Genomic DNA, 12,159 nt, shown 5'->3' with positions numbered 1-12,159 from the left:
CTATTGCAGTTCAGGAAGCTTAAATCATGGCCAAAAAGACAGCTATTATTACCGGTTCGAATTCAGGCATTGGCCTTGGGGCAGCACATGCGCTTGCGGCGGCGGGTTATAATGTCGTGATAAATTCGTTTACCGACCGGCCAGAAGACCATGCACTCGCCCAGGAACTTGCCGAAAGATACTCAACTGGTGTTGTTTATATCGAGGCCGACATGTCCAATGGCGCCGACTGCCGCGCGCTGGTCGAAAAATCAGCCGAGAAATTTGGCACTGTCGATGTGCTGGTAAATAATGCTGGTATTCAGTTTGTTGCCCCGGTCGATGAATTCCCCGTTGAAAAATGGGATGCCATCATTGCGATCAATCTGACATCTGCCTTCCACACCACTGCCGCCGCCTTACCCCATATGAAGAAGGCTGGCTGGGGCCGGATCATCAATATCGCATCCGCTCACGGGCTGCGTGCCTCGCCTTTCAAATCCGCCTATGTTGCTGCCAAACATGGTGTCATCGGCTTTACCAAGACTGTCGCGCTCGAAGTTGCTGAACAGCATATCACCAGCAATGCGATTTGCCCCGGTTATGTACTTACTCCTTTAGTCGAAGCGCAGATTCCCGACCAAATGAAAGCGCATAACATGGATCGTGAAACCGTTATTCGCGACGTTATGCTTGAGAAACAGGCAACCAAGGAGTTTGCGACGGTAGACCAGATCGGTGCTACAGTCGTGTTTCTGGCCAGTGATGCCGCCGCACAGATTACAGGAACATCTATATCTGTCGATGGCGGTTGGACTGCTGCATAATGGCCAAGCCCAAAACCATCAATGTTGCCTTACAGGGTGGCGGTTCTCACGGGGCCTTCACCTGGGGCGTTCTTGATCGCATTCTTGAAGACGGCCGGCTGACTATTGAAGGCATCTCCGGCACCAGCGCCGGTGCCATGAATGCCGTAGCACTTGCCGACGGATGGTCACAAAATGGTCCCGAAGGCGCGCGGGCCAAGCTTCACGAGTTCTGGCGGGCGGTTGGTCGTAGCGGGCGCTTCAGCCCTGTGCAACGCACGCCATGGGATGTCTTCTTCGGCAATTGGTCTGTCGAAAACGGCATTGGTTACAATATTTTCGAGAATATCACCCGGATGTTCTCGCCTTATGAATACAATCCGCTCAATCTGAACCCGCTTCGCGATCTGGTGGAGAAAGAAATAGACTTCGAACGGGTGAAAGCCTGTTCGGCGCTTAAGCTTTTCATTTCTGCGACGAATGTCGAAAGCGGACGATTGCGGGTTTTCTCACAGAGTGAGCTCAATGCCGATGTCATCATGGCATCCGCATGTCTTCCCTATATTTTCCAGGCTGTGGAAATTGACGGCCAACCCTATTGGGATGGTGGTTATGGTGGCAACCCGGCCTTGTTTCCGTTTTTCTATTCCGGCGCCAGTGAAGATGTACTCCTGATCCAGATCAATCCTATCGAGCGCAGGGGAACACCGCAGACGGCCCGCGATATTACCGATCGCATTGACGAGATTACCTTCAATGCCGCGCTTCTACGGGAGTTCCGCTCAATTGCCTTTGTCAACTCGCTGATCAAAGCGGGCAGAATCGAGCATGGGGAATACCGCAACATTCGCATGCACAGGATTGATGCGGACGAAGCATTGGCAGGCCTTTCGGCCTCATCCAAAATCAATGCGGAATGGGCATTTCTCGAATATCTTCGCGATCTTGGCCGGGCAGCGGCCGAAGACTGGCTTGAAGAACATTTCGACGCAATCGGCGAACACGAAACACTCGACCTTTCAGATGAGCTTGCGCCGGAAATGAATATTGGCTTGAAGAAGAAGAAGCCTGGCAGACGGGTTACTGACTTCCTCATTCAGCGCAAAACGCCAGCCGCCTAGAGCAGTTTTTGGCGAGGTTTCATAAACAAACTTGCTCTAATTCTTTGCCCGATCGGCGGTAGCGGCAAGGTTAGCCATCAGAAAAACGACGATGAGCAGCGCGGCAAGCACCATATAGATAGGGCCGAAACCTGTGCGTCCACCGACGAATCCGATCGCTGAAGGCGCAACCAATATTCCCGAATAGCCCATCAGCGTTACCATGCTAAGCGCTATGCCGGATGATGTGCCCGGTTGATTGCCTGCGGCGGAAAAGGCGATCGGTACCATATTTGCAATGCCGAGGCCCGAAAATGCAAAGGCGAGAATTGCTATCCATGGCGTCGGTGCAATGCTCGCGACCAAAAGTCCGGAAGCGCCAATGAGAGCGGAGATGCGCAAGGTTCTCACAGCGCCAAAACGGTTACGCACGCCATCGCCAAGGAACCTCATAATTGACATTGTGCCCGAGAATGCAGCGAATGCGAGTCCGGCGGTTGCTATATCCGCCCCTTTTTCCTGCTGCAGATAGAGGGCGGCCCAGTCGAGAACCGATCCCTCAGGGACCATGGAGAACAAGGCCATCAGTCCAATAAGATAAATCAGCGGATTGGTGGGGAAGGAGAGCTTCTGCTTTTCATGAACGACCGGTTTATCTTCAGTGATCATATGCCGGAACGCCACCAGTCCCAGAACAATTGCAATCGCCGTCACCACAATTGCGTGGATCAAATGTCCCTGCGCTTCGATGAGGAAGCCGCCGAGAGCACCTCCCGCAAAACCGCCAAGACTCCAAAAACCATGCGAGGATGACATGACGGCACGCGATAGTTGTTTTTCGACCTCAACTGCATTGGCATTCATCGCAACATCCATGGCGCCAATGACGGCACCAAAAAGGAAGAGCGCCGGTGCTGCGGTGATGAGATTCGGCGCTAAGGCAACCAGAAGAAGCGAAAACGAACAAAAGAAGGCAAAGCCTTTAACCACGGCACGCGAACCAAACCTGCCTATCAGATAGCCGCACCAAGGCATGGCAACGAGCGCGCCAACTCCGAAAATCAATATCATCAGACCGAGCGTAAATTCGCTAATATTCAAACGCGTCATGAATACTGGTATTTGTGGTGCCCAACTGCCGACGAGGAAACCATTGAAGAAAAACGCGCAGGCAACAGCCCAACGGCCATATACGGCACGTTTGCGATAAACAGAAGCATCCATTGATTTCACTGCCATACGAAAATTGCGGTCGCCCGAATTTTTAAATCGATTTAATTTCCTGTCAAATCACTCTTTTTGATCATATATGAACAAAATTGAGATGAATTCTGCGCAAACCGACTCATTCATAGACGATCATAAGGTCCTTTGCATCGATTTGATCGCCTGAACGAACAAGCACTTCTGCGACCACCCCGTCACGCTCCGCACGCAGTGCAGTTTCCATCTTCATCGCTTCAATCGATAGAAGAACGTCACCCGCATTAATTTTCTGGCCTGCCGAGACACCAACAGTCGATACAATGCCCGGCATTGGCGCGCCAACATGCTTCTCATTGGTAAGTTCTGCCTTACGTCTTACGCCGGCACCGCTTGCCCCGTGGGTTCTGTCAGGAACTTTGACGCGCCGCGGTTGGCCATTCATCTCAAAGAAGACCGTGCGCATGCCCTTTTCATCCGTCTCGCCCACGGCTTGATTGCGCACAACCAGGGTCTTCCCACGTTCAATGGTAAGAAAGACTTCCTCTTCCTGTCCCAGACCATAAAAATAGACAGGCGTTGGCAAGACGCTGGTTGGACCATATGTATTGTGCGTCACAGCAAAATCAGTGAACACTTTGGGATACATCAGATAGGACGCAAATTCCTGATCGCTGATTTTGCGCTCCAGCTTCTCTTCGATTTCCTTGCGTTCCGCAGCAAGATCCGCAGCCGCCAGCAACGCACCGGGACGCTCGGTAAAAGGCTTCTCGTCCTTCAATATCTTTTTTTGGATTTCCTTTGGCCAGCCTTGTGGCGGTTGGCCCAGATCACCGCGCATCATCGAAACAACGGAGTCGGGAAAAGAAATATCCTTCTCCGGATTCTTCACGTCTTCGACCGAAAGATCCTGGCTCACCATCATCAAAGCCATATCACCAACAACCTTCGATGACGGCGTCACTTTGACGATATCGCCAAACATCTGGTTGACGTCCGCATAGGCTTGCGCGACTTCGTGCCAGCGCGTTTCCAAGCCAAGCGAGCGGGCCTGTTCTTTGAGATTGGTAAACTGGCCACCCGGCATTTCGTGCAGATAGACTTCCGAGGCAGGCCCCTTCAAGTCACTCTCAAATGCGGCATATTGCGTGCGCACGGCTTCCCAATAGAACGAAATCCGGCGAATCCATTCTGGATCAAGACCCGGATCACGTTCCGTTCCTTTCAGCGCTTCCACAATGGAGCCAAGGCAAGGCTGTGAAGTATTCCCTGAAAGCGCATCCATAGCGGCATCGACCACATCGACGCCAGCATCCACCGCCGCCAGAACAGTGGCCGCGGCAATGCCGGACGTGTCATGGGTATGGAAGTGTAATGGCAAGTCCGTAGCTTCTCGCAAAGCCTTGAAAAGCACCTTGGCAGCGCCTGGCTTCAATAGACCAGCCATGTCCTTGACCGCTATGATATGCGCTCCGGCCTTCTCCACCTGCTGTGCCAGATCAACATAATATTTGAGATCATATTTCGGTCGGGCGGAGTTTAGAATATCGCCCGTGTAGCAGATCGCGGCCTCACAAAGCTTGTTCTCCTCCAGCACTGCATCCATGCTCACACGCATGTTTTCGACCCAGTTCAAACTGTCGAAAACGCGGAATACATCAATTCCACCGCGTGCGGCCTGTTGGACAAAATACTTTACAACATTATCCGGGTAACTTTTATAGCCAACCCCATTGGCTCCCCGCAGCAACATCTGGAGCAGGATGTTTGGCGCCTGCTCACGGATTTCCGCCAGCCGCTCCCAAGGATCTTCCGTCAAAAACCGCATTGACACATCAAACGTCGCGCCGCCCCAACATTCCAGTGAGAAAAGTTGTGGCAGAGCGCGCGCATAAGTGCCTGCAACACGCGCAATATCATAGGTGCGCATACGTGTAGCAAGCAACGACTGATGGCCGTCGCGCATGGTGGTATCGGTGAACAAGACGCGTTTTTCGTTGCGCATCCATTCCGCGAATTTTTTCGGCCCTAACTGATCAAGAAGCTGTTTTGTCCCATCCGGAATAGGCGTTTCGATAAATGGAACGCGCGGCAATGCTGCCTCGGCAGGCGGGACTGCCCGTCCCTTGGTTTCTGGATGGCCGTTCACAGTCACATCAGCAAGGTAGGTCAGAAGCTTGGTCGCACGGTCCTGACGTTTAACTTGCTCAAACAGTTCTGGCGTCGTGTCGATAAACTTCGTTGTGTAAGTATTATCCGTGAACTTGGGGTGGGTAATGATTGCTTCTAGAAATGTCAGGTTCGTTGCAACACCGCGAATGCGGAACTCCCGCAAGGCACGATGCATGCGGTGGATGGTTTCCTCAGCGGTTGGAGACCAGGCGGTTATCTTCTCGAGCAGCGGGTCATAGAAGCGTGTGATGACCGCGCCGGAATAGGCAGTTCCACCATCAAGACGTATGCCGAAGCCCGTTGCCCCGCGATAGGCAGTGATACGGCCATAGTCGGGAATGAAATTCTGCTCCGGATCTTCCGTTGTGATGCGGCATTGCAAAGCATGACCATTTAGCCGGATATCTTTTTGGGCAGGAACCCCGGATTCCGGCGTACCAATCGTTGCGCCCTCAAGAATACGGATCTGCGCTTTGACAATATCAATACCGGTTACTTCTTCAGTAACCGTGTGTTCGACCTGAATACGCGGATTCACTTCGATGAAATAGAATTCATTGGTATCTGCATCCATCAGAAATTCGATGGTTCCAGCACCGATATAGGCCGTCTCCTTGGCGATCTTCAGGCCGTAATCGGCGATCTCCTTGCGCTGTTCCTCGCTGAGATAAGGCGCTGGGGCACGTTCAACCACTTTCTGGTTACGTCTCTGAATCGAGCAGTCGCGTTCGAACAGATGAACCGCATTTCCATGCGTGTCGCCCAATATCTGTACTTCAACGTGTCTGGCGCGCTGGACCAGTTTTTCCAGATAAACTTCGTCTTTGCCAAAGGCTGCTTTGGCTTCGCGTTTGCCTTCGGTGACTTCACGGGCAATATCCTCCGGCTTGAAGATGGCCCGCATGCCGCGACCGCCGCCGCCCCAAGAAGCTTTGAGCATCACCGGATAGCCGATCTTCTCCGCCATCTCCTTGATGGTATCCATGTCTTCCGGCAAAGGTTCCGTTGCAGGCACAACCGGGACACCAATTTCAATTGCCAGATTGCGGGCAGCAACCTTATTGCCAAGGCGGCGCATGGTTTCAGGCTTTGGGCCGATAAATGTTATGCCGGCTTCTGCGCACGCATCAGCAAATTCCGGGCTTTCTGACAAAAGTCCGTAGCCAGGGTGGATTGCATCAGCACCCGACAGCCGCGCTACGCGAATTATTTCTTCAATCGACAGATAACTCTCGATCGGCCCCATATCCTTTGCCAGATGCGGACCACGACCAACTTGATAGGATTCATCGGCCTTGAACCGGTGCAAGGCAAGCTTGTCCTCTTCCGCCCATATCGCCACGGTTTTCATGCCAAGCTCATTGGCCGCACGGAATACGCGGATGGCAATTTCTGATCGATTGGCGACGAGGATTTTCTTGATGGGCAAAATGAAAACTCCGGACGAGAAGCAAATCAAAATTGATTTGAGGTTTTTAAAGCGGCTGAAAGATTGCTGCAGTGCAAACAATACATATTGATCACAGGAAGAGGAAATTTCCAATAGCAAAATGCCCGGTACAAGACCGGGCATTCGCTAATATCAAAAGCAGGAAAATTACTGCTGTGTATAGGTATACTTGCCGTCTTCGCCCTTCTTCCATTCGTACATGACGTAGCCTGGAAGCTTTGGATCGCCCTTTTCGTCGAAAGCAATATCACCGAGCACAGTCTTGAATGGTCCCTTTTCCTTCATCGTCTTGGCGACGGTTTCAGGATCATTGGACTTGGCAAGTGTTGCTGCTGCGGCAATAACCTGCGTCGCTGCGTAGGAATACAGCGTGTAAGCTTCTGGTTCGAAGCCCTGTGCGCGGAATTTCTCAACGAGTTCCTTGTTTGCAGGATCCTTGCTTGGATCTGGACCGAACGTATTCAACGTGCCTGCAACTGCATCACCAGCAATTGAAGCCAATTCGTTCGACACGATGCCGTCACCGGAAATGAATGTAACTTTCAGGCCCTGATCGGCGAGCTGGCGAATGATCAGACCAGCTTCCGTGTGCAGACCGCCCCAATAAAGAACAGTTACACCAGCTTGTTTCGCCTTGGCGATAAGCGCGGAGAAATCCTTGTCGCCAACATTGACACCTTCATAAAGGGCTTCGGTTACACCCTTTGCATTCAGTGTCTTCTTGGTTTCGTCAGCAAGACCCTGGCCATATGGTGTCTTGTCATGAACGACAGCGATTTTGGCATCCTTGAACTTTTCGGCAATGTAACCGCCGGCAACGACGCCCTGCTGGTCATCACGACCGCATGTACGGAATGTGTTCCACAGACCGCGTTCAGTGAATACCGGGTTGGTTGCAGCTGGTGTGATTTCCAGAATGCCGTTTTCCGCGTAAACTTCAGAAGCCGGGATTGAAACGCCGGAGTTGAAGTGACCGACAACAAACTTCACGCCGTCTGCAACAAATTTATTGGCAACTGAAATACCCTGCTTTGGATCGGAAACGTCATCGCCGAGCGAAAGCTTGATCTGCTCGCCATTTACGCCGCCAGCGGCATTGATTGCCGCAACGGCTGCCTCTGCGCCCTTCTGCAGCTGCGCACCAAATGCAGCATTCGGGCCGGTCATTGGGCCACCAACACCGATTAGAAGGTCAGCATAGGCGTTGCTGCTCAGAGCGAGCATCGCAGCGAATGCAACGCCTGAAAACAGTGACTTCTTCATTTGAAAACTCCCCTTTTTCTAGGTACTTACCAAACCCCTCGCGACGATTTTTGGCATCGCTTAAGACTACATTTGCCGATTTTCCGGCGGTTGTCACGCTGATTCATTTCGCATCAGCGGGATAGATCAGGCTCCTGTTCTTTCCTTCCAATTGAAAGGAGAAACTTTTTCGTAGAGCCAGTGATATTGCCTCACCATCTGGTTTGTTCTTGTGTACTTATACCCCAGTGTTCCGATGATGATGAGAACGATAGTGTCGATGATGTAATAGTGCAGCGTGACCATTGTGCCGCCGAAAAGGGCAAAATGGATGAAGCGTACACCGACGCCCAGCAGCAGCATGTAGAAGACAAGGATAGCGATTGGCCGCCACGTCTTGGCGCAAGCCCGTCCAGCCATCCATGCGGCCCAGCCACCCATGACGCAGGTGACCAGAATGAACAGCCAGATGGAAGGTTCTTCGTATAATATGCCCTGCATGGCGAAGTTCTCCTTGCGGCCCTTTTGAGCCGTCTTGTCTTGTCAGTGACGCCCGCCTTCGAGATAGGCCGCCCGCACTTCCGGATTGGCCAGAAGGTCCTTGCTCGCGCCGCTCATCGTCACAATGCCGTTGACCATCACATAACCGCGGTCGGCAAGCTTCAACGCACCAAAGGCATTCTGCTCGACCAGAAACACGGTCAGGCCGGTTGTCTTGTTGAGTTCCTTGATCGCCTCGAAAATATGCTTGATGATCAGGGGAGCCAGGCCAAGCGAAGGTTCATCCAACAGCAGCAGCCGGGGCCGGGCCATCAGCGCGCGGCCAATGGCGAGCATCTGCTGCTCACCACCCGAAAGCGTTCCGCCACGTTGATTGATACGTTCCTTGAGACGCGGAAACAGGTCGAAGACCTTGCGCACGTCCTCATCGAAATATTCCAGCTTGTCGAGACTGGCACCCATCTGCAGATTTTCCTGCACGGTCATGCGCGGGAAAATCCGTCTGCCTTCAGGAGATTGTGCAATGCGCAGCCTTGCGATCTCATGCGTTGGCAACTGCGTGATATCCTTGCCATCGAACATGATGCGGCCCGAGCGCGCGCGGGGCATGCCGAAAATCGTCATCATCAGCGTTGATTTGCCTGCGCCATTGGCGCCGATCAGCGTGACGATCTCACCCGCATCCGCATGAACGGTCACACCGCTCAGCGCACGGATATTGCCATAATAGGTCTCGACATTCTCGATGCTGAGAAGAGCTTTATTCTCCGCCATTATTCAGCTCCTCCGCTCTTCTTGGGTGCCGGTTTCTTTTGGCTTGCCTTGGCCATGGCCTTGGCTTGGCCAATCCAGTCTTCGCGAGCAATGCGCCCGTCAAATGCCAGATAGGCCTCGGCCGCAATAACATCCGCTTTCTTCCAGGAAGCAATCTGATCGAAGTGAAATATGCCGTGCTCGTTGAGCTTGCGCTCATTAACCGGCCCAATGCCCTTGATATCGATCAATCTGTCGGCTTTCCCGCCACGTGGTGCCGCCAGCGCATTGGCTGTCGCGCCTGCCTTGATCTGTGAGGCCGAAGCCGCAGCTTTGGCTGGCGCCTTTGGTGCAGGCTTTTTTGCAGCCGCTGGTGCTGCTGCAGCGGGGGCGGCTTTCTTGGGTGCAGCGGGCCTTGTAGCGACGGGTTTTGCTGGTTCAGCTTTGGCTGGTGCAGCTTTCACTGGCGTTTTCTTCGCTGCTGGCTTGGCTTCTGAAGTTCCCGTCGCCGTGGACGCCGTTGTCCGTGCCGGCTTGGCTACAGACTGTTTTTTCGCTGCTGCGGGTTTTGCCGGGCGAGCCGGTCCCATGGTAACGAGGCTGACAGCCGCCGCATCCGGATGGGTTTCTTCCAATTCATGAATAGCTTCGCTCGACATGAGATCGACGGCAGCAGTCAGATCGTCAACACCAGCAGCTTCTGCCTGCTCAAGCATCTCGACGATTTCTTCGTCTTCAACGCCGAGATAGGCCGCAATAACCTTTGGATCGTTCTTCACGCTATCCGGCGTGCCGTCAGAAATCTTGGTGCCATATTCGAGCACGACGACATGATCGGAAATTTCCATCACAACCGACATATCGTGCTCGATCAAAAGGATGGATGTGCCTGTCTCGTCGCGAATGTCGAGCAGAAGCTTGTTAAGCTCAGCCGATTCACGTGCATTGAGGCCAGCAGCTGGCTCATCAAGGCAAAGCAATTCCGGTTCGGTGCACATGGCACGCGCAATTTCCAGACGGCGCTGCGCACCATAGGGAAGATCGCCAGCAGGATCATCGGCTCGATCCACAAGATTGATCTTTTCCAGCCAGAACCTGGCTTTCTCAATCGCGTCAGCCGCGGCCTTTTTGTAGGTCGGAAAGCCGAGCAACCCGAGTATCGTATAGCCCGATGACAGCATCAAAGGATTGTGCTGGGCAACGAGCAGATTCTCCAGAACAGTCAGGCCGGAAAACAGCCGGATATTCTGGAAAGTACGCGCCACTTTCGCCTTCTTGGTAATGACAAAATCCGCCATGCGTTCAAGCAGATATTCCTCACCATTCTGGCGGGTCATGGTCAACATGCCTTCAGTCGGCTTGTAGAAGCCGGTGATGCAGTTGAAGACCGTTGTCTTGCCTGCTCCGTTGGGGCCGATCAGTGCGGTGATGGCACCGCGCTTGGCCTCGAAGTTCAGATCGTTGATGGCGATCAGGCCACCAAACTTCATTGACAGGCGCTCTACACGCAAAATTGCGTTGTTATTTTTTTGCACTTCCGAAACCATCAGCCGTGCCCTTCTTTGGTGAATTCGCTCGATACCAGTTTTCGTTTGTGCAGGAATGCACTTGGTTCACGGTTCCCCACGAAACCTCGCGGCTTCCACACCATGACCACAATCATGGCCAAACCGAACAACAGCATGCGGTAGAGCTCCGGCGTAAAATCATTGCCGAAAATGTGCTTGAGGAATTCAAGCTCGCGCAATAGTTCCGTACCGCCGATCATGACAGCAGCAGCAATCGCGATACCGACGAGCGAACCCATGCCGCCCAGAACCACAATCGCCAGAATAATTGCAGATTCGAGGAAGACGAAACTTTCCGGGCTGACAAAGCCCTGACGCGCGGCGAAGAACGATCCGGCAAAACCGCCGAACATTGCGCCTGTGGCAAAGGCCGTCAGCTTGGTGGTCGTGGTATTGATACCGAGCGAGCGGCAGGCGATTTCGTCCTCGCGCAAAGCTTCCCATGCGCGACCGATCGGCATGCGGCGCAGGCGTATGGTCACCCAGGCCGTCAAAAGTGCCAGAAGCAGGATCAGGTAATAGAGGAATATTTTGTAATAGACGCCGGAATTGGGCAGGCCGAGCAAATTGGCGAAGCCACCGGGTCCGGGCGTGAACGGAATGCCGAACAATGTTGCCTTGGCGATACCGGAAATACCGAATGTGCCCTTGGTAACGACGGTCCAGTTGATCAGCACAAGGCGAATGATTTCACCGAAGGCCAGGGTCACGATGGCAAGATAGTCGCCGCGCAGGCGCAGGACCGGAAAGCCCAGCACGATACCCCACAATGCAGCGAAGATACCTGCCATGGGCAAGAGAAGCCAGAATGACAGACCAAAATGCGACGACAGCAGCGCGTAGGAATACGCCCCGACCGCATAGAAGGCGACATAGCCAAGATCCAGCAGCCCGGCCAGTCCGATAACAATGTTCAGACCCCATGCCAGCATGACGTAGATGAGAATCTGGATACCGAAATTGTCGACATATTTGAGCGAGCCCTGCAGTCCGCCCATCATCGAGCCATTATAAAGCGCGAGCGTTCCGATCACCAAAAATGGATAGACAAACAGCAGCGCAAGACCAATTTTGGGAAAGCTCTTGCGAAAGGCAGACTGTTCTTTTGCCTCTTTTGCCGCAACGGTTCGCTTGCTCAGCGCGCGTGCTGCATTCCAGGGCGTGACATATGCCGTCAGCAGAAACCGGCCGACACCAGCAACCAGAACAAATATCGCAAGCAGACCCCAACGCTGGTTTAGCACAAGCTCATTGCGAATATTCTGATCCGTGCGAAAGCCGACAATGAGAAGGAACAATCCCAAGGCAAGGGCGGCAGCGACCAGTCCTTCTTTCACCGCTTTGGCGAAATTAGATTCCGGGTTAGACGTTTGTACATCGGCCAT

9 protein-coding genes are annotated in these 12,159 nt (G+C 53.2%); 2 read left to right on the top strand and 7 right to left on the bottom strand.

Annotation, left to right across the window (positions count from 1 at the left end; translation table 11 throughout):
- Positions 1–26: 26 nt before the first annotated feature.
- On the top strand, positions 27–806 hold the full coding sequence (locus ACTJI9_RS12945; RefSeq protein WP_440808439.1) for a 3-hydroxybutyrate dehydrogenase: 780 nt from the start codon (positions 27–29) through the stop codon (positions 804–806).
- Positions 806–1,906, top strand: a complete 1,101-nt coding sequence (locus tag ACTJI9_RS12940) for a patatin-like phospholipase family protein (protein WP_440808436.1) — start codon at positions 806–808, stop codon at positions 1,904–1,906. The genes ACTJI9_RS12945 and ACTJI9_RS12940 overlap by 1 nt, the downstream gene beginning before the upstream one ends.
- A 36-nt stretch (positions 1,907–1,942) precedes the next feature.
- On the opposite strand, the gene ACTJI9_RS12935 is transcribed toward ACTJI9_RS12940, so the two are convergent.
- The 7 genes from ACTJI9_RS12935 to livM form a co-directional block, all read right to left on the bottom strand.
- Positions 1,943–3,109, bottom strand: a complete 1,167-nt coding sequence (locus tag ACTJI9_RS12935) for an MFS transporter (RefSeq protein WP_162802614.1) — start codon at positions 3,107–3,109, stop codon at positions 1,943–1,945.
- Positions 3,110–3,230: 121 nt separating this feature from the next.
- Complete coding sequence (gene pyc / locus ACTJI9_RS12930; protein WP_440808435.1) at positions 3,231–6,689, bottom strand: pyruvate carboxylase; 3,459 nt, start codon at positions 6,687–6,689, stop codon at positions 3,231–3,233.
- Positions 6,690–6,857: 168 nt separating this feature from the next.
- Positions 6,858–7,973, bottom strand: a complete 1,116-nt coding sequence (locus tag ACTJI9_RS12925) for a branched-chain amino acid ABC transporter substrate-binding protein (RefSeq protein ID WP_115054291.1) — start codon at positions 7,971–7,973, stop codon at positions 6,858–6,860.
- 126 nt (positions 7,974–8,099) lie between these two features.
- Positions 8,100–8,453, bottom strand: a complete 354-nt coding sequence (locus tag ACTJI9_RS12920; protein WP_115054292.1) for a DUF6867 family protein — start codon at positions 8,451–8,453, stop codon at positions 8,100–8,102.
- Positions 8,454–8,495: 42 nt separating this feature from the next.
- Positions 8,496–9,227 carry an ABC transporter ATP-binding protein gene (locus ACTJI9_RS12915; RefSeq protein WP_115054293.1) on the bottom strand — a complete coding sequence of 244 codons (732 nt, stop codon included), beginning with the start codon at positions 9,225–9,227 and terminating at the stop codon, positions 8,496–8,498.
- On the bottom strand, positions 9,227–10,753 hold the full coding sequence (locus ACTJI9_RS12910; protein ID WP_440808430.1) for an ATP-binding cassette domain-containing protein: 1,527 nt from the start codon (positions 10,751–10,753) through the stop codon (positions 9,227–9,229). Before ACTJI9_RS12910 ends, ACTJI9_RS12915 begins: the two co-directional genes overlap by 1 nt.
- Complete coding sequence (gene livM, locus ACTJI9_RS12905) at positions 10,753–12,159, bottom strand: high-affinity branched-chain amino acid ABC transporter permease LivM (RefSeq protein WP_307281012.1); 1,407 nt, start codon at positions 12,157–12,159, stop codon at positions 10,753–10,755. The genes ACTJI9_RS12910 and livM overlap by 1 nt, the downstream gene beginning before the upstream one ends.

Origin of the sequence: Phyllobacterium sp. 22552 (assembly GCF_052044585.1) — a bacterium.
Classification (GTDB): domain Bacteria; phylum Pseudomonadota; class Alphaproteobacteria; order Rhizobiales; family Rhizobiaceae; genus Phyllobacterium; species Phyllobacterium ifriqiyense.
The sequence above is the reverse complement of the archived record's forward strand: the minus strand, read 5'-3'. Positions and strand labels throughout refer to the sequence as shown.

What these genes read in the sequence shown, in the direction of transcription:
- ACTJI9_RS12945 (WP_440808439.1), top strand. Translation starts at nt 27, where the DNA reads ATGGCCAAAAAGACAGCTATTATTACCGGTTCGAATTCAGGCATTGGC.
- ACTJI9_RS12940 (WP_440808436.1), top strand. Translation starts at nt 806, where the DNA reads ATGGCCAAGCCCAAAACCATCAATGTTGCCTTACAGGGTGGCGGTTCT.
- ACTJI9_RS12935 (WP_162802614.1), bottom strand. Translation starts at nt 3,109, where the DNA reads ATGGATGCTTCTGTTTATCGCAAACGTGCCGTATATGGCCGTTGGGCT.
- ACTJI9_RS12925 (WP_115054291.1), bottom strand. Translation starts at nt 7,973, where the DNA reads ATGAAGAAGTCACTGTTTTCAGGCGTTGCATTCGCTGCGATGCTCGCT.
- ACTJI9_RS12920 (WP_115054292.1), bottom strand. Translation starts at nt 8,453, where the DNA reads ATGCAGGGCATATTATACGAAGAACCTTCCATCTGGCTGTTCATTCTG.
- ACTJI9_RS12915 (WP_115054293.1), bottom strand. Translation starts at nt 9,227, where the DNA reads ATGGCGGAGAATAAAGCTCTTCTCAGCATCGAGAATGTCGAGACCTAT.
- ACTJI9_RS12910 (WP_440808430.1), bottom strand. Translation starts at nt 10,753, where the DNA reads ATGGTTTCGGAAGTGCAAAAAAATAACAACGCAATTTTGCGTGTAGAG.
- livM (WP_307281012.1), bottom strand. Translation starts at nt 12,159, where the DNA reads ATGGCCGATGTACAAACGTCTAACCCGGAATCTAATTTCGCCAAAGCG.